The 19,265-nt window shown below is 71.2% G+C and carries 17 protein-coding genes; 5 read left to right on the forward strand and 12 right to left on the reverse strand.

Translation table 11 applies throughout. The features are described 5' to 3' along the window. Window positions 1-19: 19 nt before the first annotated feature. From PUR53_RS42410 to PUR53_RS42435, 6 genes are all read right to left on the reverse strand, one after another. Entirely contained in the window at window positions 20-1,360 is a 1,341-nt protein-coding gene (locus tag PUR53_RS42410) for a beta-ketoacyl-[acyl-carrier-protein] synthase family protein (RefSeq protein ID WP_329912100.1), read from the reverse strand. Continuing rightward, entirely contained in the window at window positions 1,350-1,745 is a 396-nt protein-coding gene (locus PUR53_RS42415; protein WP_329912101.1) for a hypothetical protein, read from the reverse strand. The genes PUR53_RS42410 and PUR53_RS42415 overlap by 11 nt, the downstream gene beginning before the upstream one ends. Further along, window positions 1,742-2,026 (reverse strand): acyl carrier protein, encoded by a 285-nt coding sequence (locus tag PUR53_RS42420; RefSeq protein WP_239753312.1) that lies wholly within the window; start codon window positions 2,024-2,026, stop codon window positions 1,742-1,744. The genes PUR53_RS42415 and PUR53_RS42420 overlap by 4 nt, the downstream gene beginning before the upstream one ends. Before the next feature lie 76 nt (window positions 2,027-2,102). Then, window positions 2,103-3,524 carry a class I adenylate-forming enzyme family protein gene (locus PUR53_RS42425; RefSeq protein ID WP_329899143.1) on the reverse strand — a complete coding sequence of 474 codons (1,422 nt, stop codon included), beginning with the start codon at window positions 3,522-3,524 and terminating at the stop codon, window positions 2,103-2,105. A gap of 6 nt (window positions 3,525-3,530) precedes the next feature. Next, entirely contained in the window at window positions 3,531-4,739 is a 1,209-nt protein-coding gene (locus PUR53_RS42430; RefSeq protein WP_329899144.1) for a 3-dehydroquinate synthase II family protein, read from the reverse strand. After that, entirely contained in the window at window positions 4,736-5,560 is an 825-nt protein-coding gene (locus PUR53_RS42435) for a class I fructose-bisphosphate aldolase family protein (RefSeq protein ID WP_329912102.1), read from the reverse strand. Before PUR53_RS42435 ends, PUR53_RS42430 begins: the two co-directional genes overlap by 4 nt. A 453-nt stretch (window positions 5,561-6,013) precedes the next feature. On the opposite strand from PUR53_RS42435, the gene PUR53_RS42440 reads away from it, so the two are divergent. Then, complete coding sequence (locus tag PUR53_RS42440) at window positions 6,014-7,396, forward strand: MFS transporter (protein WP_329912103.1); 1,383 nt, start codon at window positions 6,014-6,016, stop codon at window positions 7,394-7,396. A gap of 235 nt (window positions 7,397-7,631) precedes the next feature. Here the strand turns inward: PUR53_RS42440 and pgl are convergent, their stop codons facing one another. Genes pgl through tkt form a run of 5 tightly spaced genes read right to left on the reverse strand, consistent with a single transcriptional unit; the run spans window position 7,632 to window position 14,445 of the window. Then, on the reverse strand, window positions 7,632-8,414 hold the full coding sequence (gene pgl / locus PUR53_RS42445; RefSeq protein ID WP_329899147.1) for a 6-phosphogluconolactonase: 783 nt from the start codon (window positions 8,412-8,414) through the stop codon (window positions 7,632-7,634). Then, complete coding sequence (gene opcA, locus PUR53_RS42450; RefSeq protein ID WP_329912104.1) at window positions 8,411-9,670, reverse strand: glucose-6-phosphate dehydrogenase assembly protein OpcA; 1,260 nt, start codon at window positions 9,668-9,670, stop codon at window positions 8,411-8,413. Before opcA ends, pgl begins: the two co-directional genes overlap by 4 nt. Continuing rightward, entirely contained in the window at window positions 9,667-11,199 is a 1,533-nt protein-coding gene (zwf, locus tag PUR53_RS42455) for a glucose-6-phosphate dehydrogenase (RefSeq protein WP_443078206.1), read from the reverse strand. The genes opcA and zwf overlap by 4 nt, the downstream gene beginning before the upstream one ends. Beyond that, window positions 11,196-12,314 carry a transaldolase gene (gene tal, locus PUR53_RS42460; protein ID WP_319235517.1) on the reverse strand — a complete coding sequence of 373 codons (1,119 nt, stop codon included), beginning with the start codon at window positions 12,312-12,314 and terminating at the stop codon, window positions 11,196-11,198. The genes zwf and tal overlap by 4 nt, the downstream gene beginning before the upstream one ends. 43 nt (window positions 12,315-12,357) lie before the next feature. Then, a complete protein-coding gene (gene tkt / locus PUR53_RS42465; protein WP_329899150.1) occupies window positions 12,358-14,445 on the reverse strand; it encodes a transketolase in 2,088 nt (695 codons plus the stop codon). A 373-nt stretch (window positions 14,446-14,818) separates the two neighbouring features. On the opposite strand from tkt, the gene PUR53_RS42470 reads away from it, so the two are divergent. From PUR53_RS42470 to PUR53_RS42485, 4 genes are all read left to right on the forward strand, one after another. After that, the gene (locus tag PUR53_RS42470) at window positions 14,819-15,775 is read left to right on the forward strand and encodes a heme o synthase (protein ID WP_329912105.1); all 957 of its coding nucleotides are present in this window, start codon (window positions 14,819-14,821) and stop codon (window positions 15,773-15,775) included. A gap of 159 nt (window positions 15,776-15,934) precedes the next feature. Beyond that, window positions 15,935-16,282 (forward strand): hypothetical protein, encoded by a 348-nt coding sequence (locus PUR53_RS42475; protein ID WP_329899152.1) that lies wholly within the window; start codon window positions 15,935-15,937, stop codon window positions 16,280-16,282. A gap of 57 nt (window positions 16,283-16,339) precedes the next feature. Further along, a complete protein-coding gene (locus tag PUR53_RS42480; protein WP_329912106.1) occupies window positions 16,340-17,446 on the forward strand; it encodes an amidohydrolase family protein in 1,107 nt (368 codons plus the stop codon). Window positions 17,447-17,464: 18 nt separating this feature from the next. Then, on the forward strand, window positions 17,465-18,253 hold the full coding sequence (locus PUR53_RS42485; protein ID WP_329899154.1) for a nucleotidyltransferase domain-containing protein: 789 nt from the start codon (window positions 17,465-17,467) through the stop codon (window positions 18,251-18,253). A gap of 1 nt (window position 18,254) precedes the next feature. Here PUR53_RS42485 and PUR53_RS42490 read toward each other — a convergent pair whose 3' ends face one another. After that, window positions 18,255-19,265 (reverse strand): COX15/CtaA family protein, encoded by a 1,011-nt coding sequence (locus tag PUR53_RS42490; RefSeq protein WP_329899155.1) that lies wholly within the window; start codon window positions 19,263-19,265, stop codon window positions 18,255-18,257.

Genomic DNA, 19,265 nt, shown 5'->3' on the forward strand with positions numbered 1-19,265 from the left:
CTTCTCCTGTCCGTCTTCGTCACGGTCGCTCCAGGACGAGTGCGGTGTTGGCGCCCCCGAAGGCGGCGTTGACGGTGAGGGCCCGTCGGAGGTCGGTCGGGCGGGGCCTGTTCGGCACGTAGTCCAGGTCGCACTCGGGGTCCGCCCGCGTGAAGTTGGCGGTCGGCGGCAGCACGCCCTCCGTCAGGGCCAGCATCGTGATCACGAACTCCACGACTCCGGCGGCCTCCAGGAGATGCCCCGTGGTGCTCTTGGTCGAGCTGACCGGGATCGACTCGGCCCGCTCCCCGAGCGCGGCGCGCAGCCCCCGCGTCTCGGCGCCGTCGTTGTACTTGGTGCCGGTGCCATGGGCGTTGACGTAGCCGAGGCCCGACCCGTCGGGGTCCCCGGCCAGTCGCAGCGCCTGCCGGGTCGCGCGGGCCAGGCCGACGCCGTCCGGATGCGGCTGCGCGATGTGGTGGGCGTCGGTCGCCGCACCCCAGCCGACCACATCCGCCAACGGCCGTGCCCCGCGCCGCCGCGCGTGCTCGGCGGACTCCAGTACGACCGCCGCGACCCCGTCGCCGAGCAGCAGCCCGGTGCGGTCGGCACTGAACGGCCGCACCATGCCGTCACGCGACAACGCCCGCCCCGAGTCGAACTTCCCGAACGTCTCCTCCTCCACGAGATAGCCGCCGGCACACACCGCGACATCGATCCGCCCGGAGGAGAGCAGCCGGCAGGCGTGGATGATCGCGGCGGCGGAGGCCACACAGGCGTTGGTGAAAGTCAGCCGGGGCCCGGTCAGCCCGAGGCCTCCGGCCAGCGACTCGGCGAGATGTGCGGGGACGGCGTCGGCGAGCCGGGCAGCCGCCGCGTCGGCCGGTGACGCGGCGAGCCCCACCGCTCCGACAGTCCCGTTGCCGGGGAAGGCGAACCGGGCGTCGGGCGCGTCATCGGGGGGTGCGTGCCCCGCGTCGGTCCGGGTGAGCCCGCGGGCCGGGGTCGTGGCTCGGCCCGTACCGGCGCCGCCGTTCTCGTCGGCCCCCGGTGCCGCCGCCTCCCGCCAGTAGCGCGTGATGCTCGTGCAGTCGCCCGCGATGCCCAGCAGGACCGCCGCCTCGGTGCCCGTGGGCAGACCGGCCATGTCGAGGGCCTCCGCTCCGCAGCGCGCGAGGGCGGGGCGCAGCGCCCAGTGCTCCACCGCGTCGGGGCCGTCGGGGGCGGCGCCGGCCATCGGGGTGCGGTAGGGGCCGGTGTCGAACCGGGTGGTGGGGGCGAAGGAGGGGACGCCGGCGAAGACACCGCGCCTCAGGGCGTCCGCGCCCGCGCCGAAGGCGGTATGGACACCGAACCCGGTCACCGTCACCTCACCGGTCACCGCGCTCACCCCCACCCGGCGCACTCGGCGCACCCGACATCTCCGGCGCACCCGGCGCTGCGGCCACGCCCGACGCCCCCGCCGCGCCCGACGCCCCCGCCGCGCCCGACGCCCCCGCCGAATCCGGCGTCCCGGCCGCGCCCAGGAACTCCGTGAGCCGCCGGAGCGAAGTCAGGCCCGCGATGTCCTCGTCGCGGGGCTCCACGATCAGGCCGTACCGCTCCTCCACCACATGCAGCAGCCACACCAACCCCAGGGAGTCCAGGACCAGTTCGGCGTCCTCGTCGAGGTCGTCCGGGACGCCGGGGAAGATCTTGCGGTCGGACAGCAGCTCCCGGACGAGCCCGGTGGTGAGGACGGCCGGCGGGGAGGTCTCCGCCGTCATGCCTTCGCCCCGCGCCGGACGACCTCGGCCACCAGCCCGCCGAGGGTCAGCGAGGCCAGCGGCTCGATGTCGGTGTCCGGGATCTCCACGCCGAACCGCGATTCCAGCCGCAACGTCAGCTCGATCAGACTCAGGGAGTCCAGCTCCAGACCGCCGACGGTCACCGGGCTCTCGTCGGTGATGCCGTCCCGGCTCAGCAGGATGTTCATCTCGTCGATGACCGTGGTCAGGACGAACTCGCGGATCTCGTTGTCCAGGGTGGACGTGCTCATGATCGCCATCTCCAGAGGGGAAGGTCGTGAGAAGGTCGTGCGAAAAGTCGTATGCGGGCTGCGCGCGGAGGGCTGGGCCGAGCCGCTACGCGTCGCTCGTCGTCGCTGCCGCCTGGAGCGTCGCCGCCCGGCGGACCAGCTTCCCGTTCGACGTGCGGGGCAGGGTCTCCAGCAGCCGGATCACCCGGGGCAGCTTGTAGTCGGCCAGCCGCTCCCGGCACCAGCGCAGCAGCTCCTCCGCCGAGGGACGCTCGGTCCCGGCGGTGACGGTCACGTACGCCTCGGTGACGTCCTCGTGGACGAGGACCGCCTGTTCGACGGCCGGGTGCGCGCGCAGTACGTGCTCGACCTCGGTGAGGTCGACCTTGAGGCCGCCGATGACGACGAGGGAGTCGGCGCGGCCGCCCACGGTGACCGTGCCGTCGCCGCCGACCACGGCCCGGTCCCGGGTGTGCAGCCAGCCGTCGGCGTACTGGGTGCCGCCGGAGTCGAAGAGGTACGGCGACTCGGCGAGCGCGACGTCCAGTTCGCCCTTGTGCTCCCGGACCACCACCCCCGGCGCGGGCCGGCCCACGGAGGGCCGGAGTCTGCCGCCGACGTCGATGGCGACGATGCCGGTCTCGGTGGTGCCGTAGGCCTCGCCGACCGTCACGCCGTACCGCTCGGCGAACCGCGCGGCCACCTCGGGGGGCATCAGCTCTCCGCCGGAGACGGCGGTCCGCAGCGCGGGCAGCGCGGGCGGATCGAGCGCGGCCGCGAGCAACTCGTAGTGCATCGGCACCCCGAACAAGGTGGTGATCCGGTGGTCGAGGGAGGTCCGCAGGATGTCGCGAGCCGAGACCCGGGGCGCGAAGACGACGGAGACCCCGGCCGCCAGCGCGTGCAGCAGCCCGCCGAGCAGTCCGAAGCTGTGCGCGGTGGAGCTGAGCAGCAGCAGCCGGTCGCCCTCGACCGGCATCCCGGGAACCGCCGCGAACGACTCGACCTCGGCGGCGATCGAGGAGGCGGTCCGGCCGATCACCTTCGGCCGCCCGGTCGACCCCGAGCTGAACTGGACCAGCCGGTGGTCGCCGTCGGCCGCCCGCCCCGCCCTGCGGCACTCGGTGGCGACCTCGTACTCGGACCGGAAGCCGAACGCGGCCCGTACGTTGCTGCCGGCCCGGACCATGAACTGCGGCCGGCAGACGGCGCACAGGGCGTCGACCTCGGCGGGCTTCAGCCGGAAGTCGAAGAGCATCACCTGCGCGCCCAGCCGCCACAGCGCGAGCAGCACCTCGACCTGGGTGAAGCTGGGCGGCGTCCGGAGCCCCACCGTGCTGCCGGGCCCGATGTCGTACCCGGCGAACACGGCGGCCTGCTTGGCCACCCGCTCCCGTAACTCCCCGCGTGTGACGGTCTCCCGCTGGTGTGTCAGATACGGCAGACCGTCGTCCCGCGCGTCGAACAGCCGTTGGACCAGGACGCCCATCCCGTCCACGCCGGCCGCGGCCGCCACGAGTTCGCCCATGGGCCCTCAGACCTCCTTGCAGAACTCGCCGATGGGCAGGCCCACATGGCGCTTGTCCTGGGCCAGATAGCCGAGCAGCTCGTCGCCGGTCCGCAGTTCGGTGACGTTGAGGACCTTGCCGCCCGGCCCGAGGACCCGCACGTGCCAGTCGTCCTGCACGGTCAGGCTCACCAGCCGCCCGTCCTCCGCGTGGGTGCGGATCTCCAGCAGCGGCCGGGACTCCAGCTTGGCCCGCCCGACCACCACCCGCCGGGTACGGCCGTCGGCACCGACCGCGAGCAGGGCGCTGCCGGAACCGACCTCGCTGAGGTAGTTGGTGCGGTTGTCGGGGCCCAGCGTGTACGAGTGCAGGGCACCGGCGTTGACCCGGAAGGGCCGGGTCGGCATGTACGGCAGCGGGTGGGTCTCGCTGCAGCAGAGCACGAAACCGGAGGAGTACGAGCCGACGAGGATGCCCTCGTCCTCCTCGAAGTGGGAGCAGGTGTCCACACAGACCCGGTCGCCGAGCCCGACGTGCCGGATGCTCTCGACGGTGAGCGTGGACAGCTCCAGCTGCGGGGTGGTCGCCTCCAGCAGCCGGGCCAGCGCGAACACGTCGTCCGCACTCCGGGGGGTGAACAGGATGCCGTCGGAGCCGCGTTCCAGCACGTCGAAGACGATGGCCGCCTCCTCCAGGTCCCCGACCACGGTGACCAGCTTCCCCTCGGCCGACTCGGCCGCCGCGAGCACGATCTCCAGCGGGATCTTCGTCGGATCGGCGAAGTGGATCACTGTGTACGGCAGCGCCATCGCGCCCTTGCACGACAGCTGGAGGGTGCGGTCGTCCCGTACGTCGACGAAGCCGGCGACCGGTGCGCCGGTGGCGGCCCGGTTCTCGGCGGCGAGGGCGTCCAGCTCGTCCTGGACGGTGAACTTCCGCAGCAGGACGTCGAATCCGGTGCCGACCGGAACCTTGCCCTCGGGTTCGGCGTCGGCGGCCCCCTTGGCCTCCCTGTCGCCCTTGTCTGCCTTGTCGCCCTTGTCCGCGGACTTCTTCGGGGGAGCGGCGGCCGGGGCTCCACCGGCCAGCACCCGGGTCACCGTCGGCGGCAGTGTCCCCAACAGCTCGGCGTCGGCGGAGACCACCCCGGCCATCCGGGCGTGGACGGCCGCGTCCACCACCGCCTGAAGCTGCGGACGGGGGACTTCACGGAGATCGATCCACGCGAACCTCATGCGACACCTGCCACGATCGTCGAGTAAGGGGAAGGGGTAGTCATGCCCATGTCATCGGTGACCTCGCCGCCGTGCACCACCGCGGCGAGCCGGGAGACCAGGGAGGCGGGGGAGGGGGAGGAGAAGATCCGGCGGCCGACGGCCAGGCCCCGGCAGCCGGCGGCCATCAGGGCGGTGCCGTATTCGATGAGGTCGGAGCCGTCGGGCGGGCCGCCGGCCGCGAGGACGGGGATGGGGCTGTGGGCCACCACCTCGGCCATCCGGTCGAGCGGCAGGGCCACGGAGGTCTTCACCATGTCCGCGCCCAGGTCGGCGGCGACGTTGACGATGTGCGCGAGGAGCGCCGGATCGTGCGGGTTCTCGATCCGGGGGCCCCGCGGGTAGACCATCGCGATCAGCGGCATGCCCCAGGTGTCGCAGGACCGTGCCACCGCGCCCAGGTCCGCGAGCTGGCGCCCCTCGGTGTCCGAGCCGATGTTCACATGAACGCTGACCGCGTCGGCGCCGAGGGCCACCGCCTCCTCCACGTCGCCGACCAGCACCTTGGCGTCGGCGTCGGCGGAGCAGGCCGTGCTGGCGCTCAGATGCACCACCAGCGCGCAGCTCCTGAGGAGGGCCGGGTCGAGTGTGCGGGCGCGCCCTTTGTGGACGACGATCCCGTCGGCGCCGCCGGCCACCAGAGCCTTCAACAGCTCTTCCCACTGACCCGGAGGAGCGACCGGACCGTCCGAAACGCTGTGGTCGAGCGGTATCAGCAAATGCCGGTCGTCGCCGGCCAGGGAAAGTCTTCTCCAACGTAATGGCTTGCCACTTTTCAGCATGGGAAAAGCGCCTTCCGCTCCATGTCCGAAAAACGATGGTCGTAGAACTTTCAAGTTCAGCCGGGCGTCAGCATTCCGTGCGTGATCGGCAGTTGGCAAGGCGTGACCGTCGGCAAATTTTTATGCGTACCCACACATGAATATTGACAGCGCTTTGACAGGATCTTCAGGGTTGACGAGGTCCAGGAGTGGTGTTCGTGGCGTATTTTGGCGATCTGTCCGAACGCATAGCGGGATCACATGCTTTAAATGTCGTTGTCCTGCGTAATCGCGCGCATTCCGCCGTCGAAACAATTCGACGTACTGGGCGGGCGTTCTTTTTCGAGGGTTCCTTGTGGGATTCGAATTTCCCGGCCTAGGGTGACAGCCACACTCCGGTTCGTGTTTCATGCGTGGCCGTCCCCATCTGGGCCCGGACCATTCGTGTCCGGGCGTACCGGAAGTGAGCCCCCCATGCCCGAATCCCCGTCCAGGACCGTCGCCGAGGCCGCGGAACCCAGACCCGTCTCCTTACCGGACTCCCCGTCGGCAGGGTCGAGCAAGGCGCCCAGGGTCGCCGCCGCGAGTCTCATCGGCACGACCATCGAGTACTACGACTTCGCCGTCTACGGCACGGCCTCCGCGCTCGTCCTCGGCCCCGCGTTCTTCCCCTCCGGCAACCCGACCGTCTCCTCCCTCGCCGCGTTCCTCACCTTCGCCGCGGCCTTCCTGTCCCGCCCTCTGGGCGTCGTGCTCTTCGGCACGATCGGCGACCGGCTGGGCCGACGACGCGCCCTGGTCGCCTCCCTCCTGCTGATGGGCCTCGCGACGGTCGGCGTCGGCCTGCTCCCCACCTACGAGACCGCCGGCCTCCTCGCCCCCGTCCTGCTGGTGACCCTCCGTCTGCTGCAGGGCGTCAGCATGGGCGGCGAATGGGGCGGCGCGGTCCTGCTGGCCGCCGAGCACGCCCCGCCCGGCCGGCGGGCCCTCTACGCCGCCGTCCCGAACGTCGGCCCCTCCCTCGGGTTCCTGCTCTCCACCGCCGTCATCCTCCCGACCCTGAACATCGTGGGCCGCGACGGCTTCACCGACTGGGCCTGGCGCGTGCCGTTCCTGCTCAGCGCGGTGCTCGTGGTGGTCGGGCTGTGGGTGCGGACGACGGTGTCGGAGTCACCGGTGTTCCAGGACCGCGCCTCGGCGGAAACGCCCAAGGCCGCCCCCGCCTCCCTGTCGACGAAGGTGTCGCGCTTTCCGCTCGGCACGCTCCTCGCGCGGTACCCCGGACGGCTGCTGCTCGGCACCGGCGCGGCGGTCGGCGGGTCCGCCGTCTACTACCTGACGATCGTCTACAGCCTGTCCTACGGGCCGAAGTCGCTCGGCATCCCGCAGAACACGATGCTCACCGCGGCGAGCGTGGGGGCGGCGGCCGGGATCGCGATCACGCTGCCCGTCGCCCGGCTGGCCGACCGGGTCGGGCGCCGTCCGCTGATGCTGGCGGGCGCGGTCGGGTCCGTCGTGTGGGCCGTGCCGATGTACGGGTCGCTGAGCACGGGCAACGGGTTCGTCATCACCGGCGCGTACACCGTGGGCCTCGGGCTGCTCGCGCTGATGTTCTCACCGGCGGCGGCGTTCCTGGCGGAGCTGTTTCCGGCGAGGCTGCGCTACACCGGGGCGTCGGCGGCGTTCATCCTGGCCAATACGCTCGGCGGCGGGTTCGCTCCGCTCGTGGCGACGTGGTTGAACAGTCAGTGGTCGTCGCCGTTGGTGCTGGGGTTCTACACGGGTGGGCTGTGCCTGGTCAGCCTGCTGTGCCTGCTGGCGCTCCCGGAAACCCGAGAGAACGACTTCACCGCCTGACCTTCCTCGCCCCCGCCGCCCCTACCCGTCCCATCCCCAGGGGCTGCGCCCCTTCGACCCCCATCCGCGCGTCCGGTGGGGCTTCTCGCGCAGTTCCCCGCGCCCCTTTCAGGGGCGCGGGGAACTGCGCGAACGGGGTCCGGGGCGGAGCCCCGAGTCTTTGACGCGGGGGTCGAAGGCGGCGCGCAGCCCCTGGGGATGGGACGGGTAGGGGCGGCGGGGGCGAGTCAACCCTTCACGGTGAGGCCGGTGGGTACAGGGCGCGTGGCAGGCGGGACGCCGCCGCCGCGTCCAGCAGCCACAGGGTCCGCGACCTCCCCGCCGCCCCCGCAGCCGGCGCCTGGATCTCCCCGGCCCCGGACAACGCGATCGCCGCCGCCCCCGCCTTGTCCTCCCCGGCCGCCAGCAACCACACCTCACGCGCCGCCCGAATCGCCGGCAACGTCAACGTGACCCGCGTCGGCGGCGGCTTCGGCGCCCCACGCACCCCCACCACCGTCCGCTCGGTCTCCCGCACGGCGGGCAACTCGGGGAAGAGCGAGGCCACATGGGTGTCCGGCCCGACCCCCAGCATCAGCACGTCGAACGTCGGCACCGAACCGTGGTTCTCCGGCCCCGCCGCCCGCGCCAACTCCTCCGCGTACGCCGCTGCCGCCGCGTCCACATCGGCACCCCACGGCCCGTCCGAAGCGGGCATGGCGTGCACCCGCTTCGGGTCCAGCGGCACCGAGTCCAGCAGCGCCTCCCGGGCCTGGGTGACATTGCGCTCGGCGTCACCCTCGGGCAGGAACCGCTCGTCGCCCCACCACAGATCCAGCCGGCCCCAGTCGATCGCGTCCCGGGCGGGCGCCGCCGCGAGCGCGGCGAGCAGCCCGTTGCCGTTGCGGCCGCCCGTGAGGACGACCGAGGCGTAGCCGCGTGAGGCCTGGGCGTCCACGACCTTGGTGATCAGCCGGGCCGCCGCGGCCTGCGCCATCAGCTCCTTGTCGCGGTGGACGACCAACTGCGGTGTGCTCATGACGAGTTCGCCTTCTTCACGGGCGGCATCTGCGCGGGAGTAGGCCGCTCGGAGTCACCGTCACCGGCCGACGCCGACCCCGTGGACCCCGTCGACCCCGCCGAACCCGACGGAGCGGCCGGAGGCAACGCCGCGGCCGAAGCCCGCGCCGCGGAAGCGGCCGACGCGACGGCCGCACCCAGCCCGGGACCGGACCCGGACACGGCACCCGGAACGAACGCCGAGGCATCCCCCGGCACCCCGGCCGAGGTCACCGCCCCAGCGCCCCCGGCACCGGCACTACCGACCGAACCCCCGGCCGCCGGCGCGCCACCCGCCGCACCGCTCAGTCCGCCACCCAACCGGTCCACCCCGAACCGCAGCGCCGACGCGTAGGTGTCGTCGGGGTCGAGCCTGCGCAGCTCCTCCGCCAGCAGCTCGGAGGTCTCGCGGCGCTTCAGCGCGACCGCGCGGTCCGGCTGGTCCTCCAGCGTGAGCAGCGCGAGGCCGCCGTTGGGCCGGTACAGACGGATGGGCCCCGTGCTGGTCAGCATCCGCACCTCGTTGAGGCCGGGCCCGGCCGACACCCCACGCCGTACGTGCACATGGAGCCGGTCCGCCAGCCACATGGCCAGCAGTTCCACGCTCGGGTTGTACTGCTCGCCCTGCACCTCCGCGGAGATGACCTCGCAGTCGACCTGGTCGAGCGCGGCCGCCAGCATGGAGCGCCAGGGAGTGATCCGGGTCCAGGCCAGATCCGTGTCGCCGGGCTCGTAGTTGGCCGCGCGGGCCCGCAGCTCCTCGATGGGCTTCTCGGCGGCGTAGCTGTCGGTGACCCGGCGCTGGCCGAGCGCGCCCAGCGGATCGCGGGCCGGGTCGAGCGGCGCGTTCACCGGCCACCACACCACCACCGGCGCGTCCGGCAGCAGCAGCGGCAGCACCACCGACTGGGCGTGGTCCGCGACCTCGCCGTAGAGCCGCAGCACGACCGTCTCGCCGGTGCCCGCGTCCGCGCCGACCCGTACCTCGGCGTCGAGGCGGGACTTCGTCCGGTCGCGCGGGGAGCGGGAGACGCGCTTGATCACCACGATCGTGCGCGAGGGGTGCTCGCGGGAGGCGTCGTTGGCGGACTTGAGCGCGTCGTACGCGTTCTCCTCGTCCGTCACGATGACCAGCGTGAGCACCATGCCGACGGCCGGGGTGCCTATCGCCCGGCGGGCTTTCACCAGCGCCTTGTTGATCTTGCTGGCCGTGGTGTCCGTGAGATCCGTCTTCATGGCCGGCGCCAGCTCCGTCCGTCTCGCTCCAGCATCTCGTCCGCCTCGACGGGACCCCACGTGCCCGCCTGGTACTGCGCGGGCCTGCCGTGCTTGTCCCAGTACTCCTCGATCGGGTCGAGGATCTTCCAGGACAGCTCGACCTCCTCGGTGCGCGGGAAGAGGTTGGAGTCGCCGAGGAGGACGTCCAGGATCAGACGCTCGTACGCCTCGGGCGAGGACTCCGTGAAGGACTCGCCGTACGCGAAGTCCATCGACACGTCCCGGATCTCCATCGAGGTGCCCGGCACCTTCGAACCGAAGCGGACCGTGACACCCTCGTCGGGCTGGACGCGGATGACGATCGCGTTCTGGCCCAGCTCCTCGGTGGCGGTGGAGTCGAAGGGGGAGTGCGGGGCGCGCTGGAAGACGACCGCGATCTCGGTGACCCGGCGGCCCAGGCGCTTGCCCGTCCGCAGGTAGAAGGGGACTCCGGCCCAGCGGCGGTTGTCGACCTCGACCTTGATCGCCGCGTAGGTGTCGGTCTTCGACTTGCGGTCGATGCCGTCCTCTTCGAGGTAGCCGATGACCTTCTCGCCGCCCTGCCAGCCGGCCGCGTACTGCGCGAACACGGTGTCCCGGCCCAGGTCCTTCGGCAGCTTCACCGCGCCGAGCACCTTGGTCTTCTCGGCCGCGAGCGCGTCCGCGTCGAAGGAGGCGGGCTCCTCCATGGCCGTGAGGGCCATCAGCTGGAGCAGGTGGTTCTGGATGACGTCACGGGCCGCGCCGATACCGTCGTAGTAGCCCGCCCGGCCGCCGATGCCGATGTCCTCGGCCATCGTGATCTGCACATGGTCGACGAAGGACCGGTTCCAGATCGGCTCGAACATCGTGTTGGCGAAACGGAGCGCCAGGATGTTCTGGACGGTCTCCTTGCCGAGGTAGTGGTCGATCCGGAAGACCTGGTCCGGGGCGAAGACCTCTTCCACGGTCGTGTTGAGGTCCTCGGCTGAGGCCAGGTTGTGGCCGAACGGCTTCTCGATGACCGCGCGCCGCCACGAGCCACTGCTCTGGTCCGCCAGCCCGTGCTTCTTCAGCTGCTGGATGACGACCGGGAACGCGGACGGCGGCACGGAGAGGTAGAAGGCGAAGTTGCCGCCCGTGCCCTGGGCCTTGTCCAGCTCCTGGATGGTGTCGCGCAGCCGCTCGAAGGACTCGTCGTCGTCGAAGGTGCCCTGGACGAACCGCATGCCCTGGATGAGCTGCTGCCAGACCTCCTCGCGGAAGGGCGTGCGCGCGTGCTCCTTGACCGCGTCGTGCACCTCCTGCGCGAAGTCCTCGTTCGCCCACTCCCGGCGCGCGAAGCCGACGAGCGAGAAGCCCGGCGGCAGCAGTCCGCGGTTGGCGAGGTCGTACACGGCAGGCATCAGCTTTTTACGTGACAAATCGCCTGTGACGCCGAAGATGACCAGGCCCGACGGCCCCGCGATACGCGGGAGCCGTCGGTCCGCGGCGTCACGCAGCGGATTGCTGCTCGACAAGGTGTTCAGCCCTCCGAGGGTGCGAGGCGCTGCAGCTCCGCCTCGGTCGACTTGAGCAGGTCGTTCCAGGACGCCTCGAACTTCTCGACGCCCTCGTCCTCCAGCAGCTGCACGACCTCGTCGTACGAGATCCCGAGCTTCTCCACCGCGTCCAGCTCGGCACGCGACTGCTCGTACGTCCCGGCGATCGCGTTGCCACGGATCTCACCGCTCGCCGCGGTGGCCTCCAGCGTGGCCTCCGGCATGGTGTTCACCGTGTTCGGCGCGACCAGCTCGTCGACGTACAGCGTGCTCTTGTACGCCGGGTCCTTGACGCCGGTCGAGGCCCACAGGGGACGCTGCTTGTTGGCGCCCGCGCTCTCCAGGGCGGCCCAGCGGCCGTCCGAGAAGACCTCCTCGTACGCCTGGTACGCGAGGCGCGCGTTGGCGACGCCGGCCTTGCCGCGGGCGGCCTTGGCCTCGTCGGTGCCGAGCGCGTCGATCCGCTTGTCGATCTCGGTGTCCACCCGGGACACGAAGAAGGACGCCACCGAGTGGATCTTGGAGAGGTCCAGGCCGCGCTCCTTGGCCTTCTCCAGGCCGGCCAGGTAGGCGTCCATGACCTGGCGGTAGCGCTCCAGCGAGAAGATCAGCGTGACGTTGACGCTGATGCCGAGGCCGATGACCTCGGTGATGGCCGGCAGGCCGCCCATCGTCGCCGGGATCTTGATCAGGGTGTTCGGACGGTCCACCAGCCACGCCAGCTGCTTGGCCTCGGCGACCGTCGCCTTGGTGTTGTGCGCCAGGCGCGGGTCGACCTCGATGGAGACCCGGCCGTCCTGGCCGCCGGTCGCGTCGAAGACCGGGCGCAGGATGTCGGCGGCGTCACGGACGTCCGCCGTCGTGATCATGCGGATGGCCTCTTCGACGGTGACCTTGCGGGCGGCGAGGTCGGAGACCTGCTGCTCGTAGCCGTCACCGCTGCTGATCGCCTTCTGGAAGATCGACGGGTTGGTGGTGACGCCCACGACGTGCTGCTGGTCGAGCAGCTCGGCGAGGTTGCCGGACGTGATGCGCTTGCGCGACAGGTCGTCCAGCCAGATCGCCACGCCTTCCTCGGAGAGGCGCTTGAGTGCGTCTGTCATGGAATTACATCTCCTACGTGTCGTATGTAAGCGTCTGTGAGCGTCAGCGCCGGGCGGCGGCGAGGGATTCCTGCGCGACCGCGGCCACGTTCTCGGCAGTGAACCCGAACTCGCGGAAGAGGACCTTGCCGTCGGCCGAAGCGCCGAAGTGCTCCAGCGAAACGATGCGACCGGCGTCGCCGACGTACTTGTGCCAGGTCAGTCCGATGCCGGCCTCGACCGCGACACGCGCCTTGACGGACGGCGGCAGAACGCTGTCCCGGTACCCCTGGTCCTGCTCCTCGAACCACTCCACGGACGGCATGGACACGACGCGGGTGGGCACCCCGTCGGCCTCCAGCCGCTCACGGGCCTCGACGGCCACGTGGACCTCGGAACCGGTGGCGATGAGGACGATCTCCGGCGCGCCGTTCGACGCCTCGAAGAGCACGTAACCGCCCTTGGCGGCGTCCTCGTTGGCCTCGTACGTCGGCACGCCCTGACGGGTCAGCGCCAGACCGTGCGGGGCACCCTTGCCGAACTCCTTGGTCCAGCGCCTGAGGATCTCGCGCCAGGCGATGGCGGTCTCGTTGGCGTCGGCCGGGCGGACCACGTTCAGACCCGGGATCGCGCGCAGCGAGGCCAGGTGCTCGACCGGCTGGTGCGTCGGGCCGTCCTCGCCGAGACCGATGGAGTCGTGCGTCCACACGTACGTCACCGGCAGGTGCATCAGCGCGGACAGGCGCACGGCGTTGCGCATGTAGTCGGAGAACACGAGGAACGTGCCGCCGTAGATACGGGTGTTGCCGTGCAGCGCGATGCCGTTCATCTCCGCGGCCATGGAGTGCTCGCGGATGCCGAAGTGGATCGTGCGGCCGTAGGGGTCCGCCTCCGTCAGCGGGTTGTCCGCCGGGAGGAACGAACTGTTCTTGTCGATGGTGGTGTTGTTCGACCCGGCGAGGTCGGCGGAGCCGCCCCACAGCTCGGGGATCACCGCGCCGAGCGCCTGGAGCACCTTGCCGGACGCGGCGCGCGTCGCGACACCCTTGCCCGTCTCGAACTCCGGCAGGTGCGACTCCCAGCCCTCGGGCAGCTCGCCCGCGCTGATCCGGTCGAACTCGGCGGCCCGCTCGGCGTTGCCGTCACGCCACTCCTGGAGCTGCTTCTCCCAGGCCGAACGCGCCTCACGGCCACGCTCGCCCAGTGCGCGCGTGTGCTCGATGACCTCGGCGGCGACATCGAAGCTCTTCTCGGGGTCGAAGCCGAGGACGCGCTTGGTGGCCGCGACCTCGTCCGCGCCGAGCGCCGAGCCGTGCGCGGCCTCGGTGTTCTGCGCGTTCGGGGCGGGCCAGGCGATGATCGAACGCATCGCGATGAACGACGGCTTGTCGGTGACCGCCTTCGCGGCCTCGATCGCCGCGTACAGCGCGACCGGGTCGAGGTCGCCGTTCTCCTTGGGCTCCACGCGCTGCACGTGCCAGCCGTAGGCCTCGTACCGCTTGGTGACGTCCTCGGAGACGGCCGTCTCGGTGTCGCCCTCGATCGAGATGTGGTTGTCGTCCCACAGCAGGACCAGGTTGCCGAGCTTCTGGTGACCGGCCAGCGAGGACGCCTCGGCGGAGATGCCCTCCTGGAGGCAGCCGTCACCGGCGATGGCGAAGATGTGGTGGTCGAACGGCGACTCGCCCTGCGGGGTCTCGGGGTCGAACAGACCGCGCTCGTAGCGGGCGGCCATCGCCATGCCCACGGCGTTGGCGACACCCTGGCCGAGCGGCCCGGTCGTCGTCTCCACGCCCTTGGTGTGTCCGTACTCGGGGTGGCCCGGGGTCTTGGAACCCCAGGTGCGGAAGGCCTCCAGGTCGGCCAGCTCCAGGCCGAAGCCACCCAGGTACAGCTGGATGTAGAGGGTCAGGGAGGAGTGGCCGGCGGACAGGACGAACCGGTCACGGCCCACCCAGTCGGGGTCGGCGGGGTCGTGGCGCATCACCTTCTGGAAGAGGGTGTACGCGGCGGGCGCGAGGCTCATCGCCGTGCCCGGATGGCCGTTGCCGACCTTCTGGACGGCGTCGGCGGCCAGGATCCGGGCGGTGTCGACGGCCCGCTGGTCCAATTCGGTCCACGCGAGGTCTGTAGTGGTCGGCTTGGTGCTCACCCTGGGTCAGGGCTCCTCTCCACATGTCTCGTGCCGGTGTTCTTCACGGCACCGGCCGTAGTCGAGCCTACCCCCGTAGGAACGCGCATTTTTTCGAGTCATTCCAGACTGACGGGACTGGGTCCGGTCCGCCTCCCGACCCGTGTTCCGCATGGTGAGACCTGGGGGTTCCGCTGTTCGACATCTGAATACGCAGCCGCTCATCCGACTGCTCAACCGAAGTGTGTTCGGCTCCCCGCCGGGGGCCTCCCAACACGACCCCACCCCCTTGAAAGGCTGGCTCTGGGCAACGTCTACAGTGGCGTGGTACGCGCGAGCCGTCACGGGGAGTTCACATCCGGAGGCTTGCTGGGAGTCTCTGTCAGGGGTGTGCGTGACGGCCGTCGAATCCCGTCCACCGGGAGTGCTGGGCGCGAGCAGCACGAGCAGCAGCCGGGGTCAGCGGCCGATCGGGGCCCGCGTCATGGCGTTCGTGGCGCTCACGAAGCCGCGGATCATCGAACTGCTGCTGATCACCACGGTTCCGGTGATGTTCCTGGCGGAACAGGGCGTCCCGGACCTCTGGCTGGTCCTCGCCACCTGCGTCGGCGGTTACCTCTCGGCCGGCGGCGCCAACGCGCTCAACATGTACATCGACCGCGACATCGACGCCCTCATGGAGCGCACCTCCCAGCGTCCGCTGGTCACCGGCATGGTCACCCCGCGTGAGGGCCTGGCCTTCGGCATCACCCTCGCGGTCGTCTCCACCGCCTGGTTCGGCGTCCTCGTCAACTGGCTGTCCGCCTGGCTGTCGCTCGGGGCGCTCCTCTTCTACGTCGTCGTCTACACGATGATCCTCAAACGGCGTACGTCACAGAACATCGTCTGGGGCGGCATCGCCGGCTGCATGCCGGTCCTCATCGGCTGGTCCGCGGTGACGAACTCGATGTCGTGGGCCGCGGTCATCCTCTTCCTCGTCATCTTCTTCTGGACCCCGCCGCACTACTGGCCCCTCTCCATGAAGGTGAAGGACGACTACGCCCGCGTCGGCGTCCCGATGCTCCCGGTCGTCGCCTCCAACAAGGTGGTCGCCAAGCAGATCGTCATCTACAGCTGGGTGATGGTCGCGGTCTCCCTGATGCTGACCCCCCTCGGCTACACCGGCTGGTTCTACACGTCGGTCGCCCTGGTCACGGGCGGCTTCTGGCTCTGGGAGGCCCACGCCCTCCAGAACCGCGCGAAGAGCGGCGTGACGGGCGGCAAGCTGAAGGAAATGCGCCTGTTCCACTGGTCGATCACCTACGTGTCACTGCTGTTCGTGGCAGTGGCGGTGGACCCCTTCCTGCGCTGAAGATGAGCTGCAGCCCCGCCCCTTAAGGGGCGCGGGGAACTGCGCGAGCAACCACGCACAACCCGCACGCGCCCACGGACCGCAACGCGCAACGGCGAGTGGCAAAGCCCACTCGCCCCACCATCGCCGCCCGCCCTACCTCTCGGTAGCATCCTGACCATGTCAGACACCAAGCAGGCGGCCAAGGCGGAGCGCACCGCAGAGCGCAAGGCGGCCAAGCTCGCGCAGCAGATCGGTAGCTTCGCCAAGGCCCACGGAGGAGCCGAGGCCCAGGTCGCCTACATCGGCCAGCTCGGCGCCCGCATCGTCCTCGTCGGCGAGGACGGCGGCTGGGGCGACCTCGTGGCCCCGACGTACGCGATCGCCGAGGCGGCCGTGGCCAAGGCCGGCGTCACCGTCCACGAGGACTTCGACGGCGAGTTCGCCGCCAAGGTGCGCACCGGCCCCTACGAGTGGTCGCGGATGGCCGGAATCCAGGTCGGCGGCCCCGCCAACAGCAACACCTGAGCCCGGCTCACCCGTTAGGACCTGTGGGAGTTCACAGGTCCAGCCTCGGGGAGCCCGATGATCGACATGCCGTCCCTCGTGGACCAGTACTGCCACGGCGTACTGCGCACGGAGCTGGGCCTCGGCACCTTCGAGGCCCACCTCGCCCGCAGCGAGGGCCCACCGGCCCCCGGCACCACCTTCTTCGACACCCAGACGGGCTTCGCCGTACGCCGCTGGTGCCCGCCCCTGCTGGGCCTGGAGCCGCACTGCCCACCGGCCCGCTATCTGGCCCGGCGCCGTGAACTGGGCGTCCTGGAAGCCGGCCGCAGACTCCTCCGCGGCAGCGGCGTCACCACCTACCTCGTCGACACGGGCCTGCCGGGCGATCTCACCGGCCCGCGCGAGATGGCCTCCACCGGAGACGCGGACGCACACGAGATCATCCGCCTCGAACTCCTCGCCGAACAGGTCGCCGACACCTCCGGCACCGTCGAGTCGTTCCTGGCCAATCTCGCCGAGTCGGTGCACGCCGCCGCCGCGAACGCCGTCGCCTTCGCGTCGGTCGCGGGCGTACGGCACGGCCTGGCGTTCGCGCCCGAGCCACCCGGCCCCGGGGAGGTGCGCGGTGCGGCGGGACGCTGGCTCGCCCACCGGCCGGTCGGCGGGGCGCTCACCGACCCGGTCCTCCTGCGCCACCTGCTGTGGATCGCCGTCGCCTCGGGCCGTCCGCTGCAACTCCACGCGGGCCTCGGCGAACCGGGCCTGCGGATCGACGCCACCGACCCCGTCCTGCTCACCGACTTCGCCCGCGCCACGGCGGGCCTCGGCACCGACCTGATCCTGCTGCACGGCTACCCGTACCACCGCCACGCCGCCCACCTCGCCGCCGTCTTCCCGCACGTCTACGCCGACCTCGGCGCCGAACTGGTCCGCACCGGCGCCCGGGCCACCGCCGTACTCGCCGAGATCCTGGAACTCGCCCCCTTCGGCAAGCTCCTCTTCTCCAGCGGCGCCCACGGCCTGCCCGAACTGCACGTGGTCGGGGCCCGGCTGTTCCGCGAGGCGCTGGCACGGGTGCTGGGGACGTGGGTCGCGGAGGGCGCCTGGTCACTGACGGACGCCCAGCGTGTGGCGGGGCTGATCGCGGCGGGGAACGCACGGCGGGTGTACGGGCTGGAGTGAGCCGGAGAGACTGAGCGCATGACACGCAGTGACGCGACCGCTCCCTTACCCGACGCGACCGCCCTCGTACCCGACACGGCCGCCGCCACCGCGGCCCTGCTCGAACGCTTCCTCGACGAGCTGGGGGAACTCGCCCCGCTCGCCGTCTGGGCCCACGGTTCCCTGGGCGGCGGCGACTACCAGGAGGGCCGCAGCGATCTGGACCTGATCGCCGTCCTGGACGGTCCGGTCACCACCCGCACGGTCTGGCGGGCGGGTCGGCTGCACGCCCGGCTGCGCCACGAACCGCTCGCGCCCCTCCTGCACTGCACGTATCTGACGCCGGGCACGACGGCCGACGCCGAGCGCCGCCAACTGACCTGGGCCCATGAGCGGCTCTTCCGGCGGACGGTCACCCCGGTCACCCGGCGTGAACTGCACACCTTCGGCCTCGTCCTGCACGGCGAACCGCCCAAGGCGCTGCTGCCGCCGGTCTCCGACATCGAACTGGACGCCTTCGTCGTCCGCGACCAGAAGGAGTTCTGGCGCCCGGTGGTCGACAGGGCCCATCTGTGGGACCGGCACGTCTGGGTCGACCTCGGCATGCTCACCTTCGCCCGCGCCACGGCCACCCTCCGCGACGGTCGGCTGATCTCCAAGCGAGAGGCCCTCGACCTGCTGCCCACCCTCGGCGCCCCCACCGAGGTCGTCGAGGACATCCGCCGACGCCGCTACGGCGAACCGGCCGAGGAGATGCCCCACCGGGGCGAACTGACCAGGCTGTTCCTCGGCCCGGCGATCGACGACCTGGTGGCGGCCTACGGCTGACTCAGCCGTGCGCGGCGACCGGAGTCTCCGCCGCCGGAGCGGGCACGTCGACCTCGTCCACCGGCCGTTCCCGCAGTGACAGCAGCACCCGCAGGGTCGCGATCCACACCAGGCAGGAGCCGAACATGTGGGCGCCGACCAGGACCTCGGGGAGGTCGGTGAAGTACTGGACGTAGCCGATGGCGCCCTGGGCGAGGAGGACCAGGAACAGCTCACGGGTACGGTTCAGCGGCCCGCGGGGGGCGTCGACCGCCTTCAGGACGAACCACAGGGCGAAGGTCAGTGTCACCACGATCCAGGCCAGTACGGCGTGCAGCTTGCTGACGGCCTCCCAGTCGACCGGCATGCGCGGCACATCGCTGGAGTCGCCCGCGTGCGGGCCCGCGCCGGTGACCACCGTGCCGACCAGGATCAGCAGCACGCAGGCGCCGATCATGGCCCACACCAGCTGCTGCACGGCCTTGCCGACCAGCGGCCGGGGTGCCGCGTCGCTCTCGGGCACGCGATGCCACATGACCACGGCGACGGTGATGAGCGCGGTGGTGGCCAGGAAGTGGGCCGCGACCGTGTAGGGGTTGAGACCGACCAGGACCACGATGCCGCCGAGCACCGCGTTGCTCATGACGACCCAGAACTGTGCCCAGCCCAGCCGGGTGAGGCCGCGGCGCATCGGCTTCTGCGAGCGCGCGGCGACGATCGCCCAGCCGACCGCCGCGCACAGCACGTATGTCAGCAGGCGGTTGCCGAACTCGATGTAGCCGTGCACGCCCATCGCGCGGGTGGCGGTGAGCGAGTCGTCGGTGCACTTGGGCCAGGTCGGGCAGCCGAGGCCCGACCCGGTGAGCCGCACGGCACCGCCGGTCACCACGATGACCACCGCCATCACGAGGGCGGCGAGGGCCGCGCGCCGGACCGTTCTGGGGTCCGGGGTCCAGCGGTCGGCGATGAAGGCGAGCGGGTTGCGCGCGGCGGAGACGAGGTCGTCACGGGTCACTTTCGGCACGCGTCCCAT

This window comes from Streptomyces sp. SP18BB07 (assembly GCF_036322545.1).
Lineage (GTDB): Bacteria > Actinomycetota > Actinomycetes > Streptomycetales > Streptomycetaceae > Streptomyces > Streptomyces deccanensis.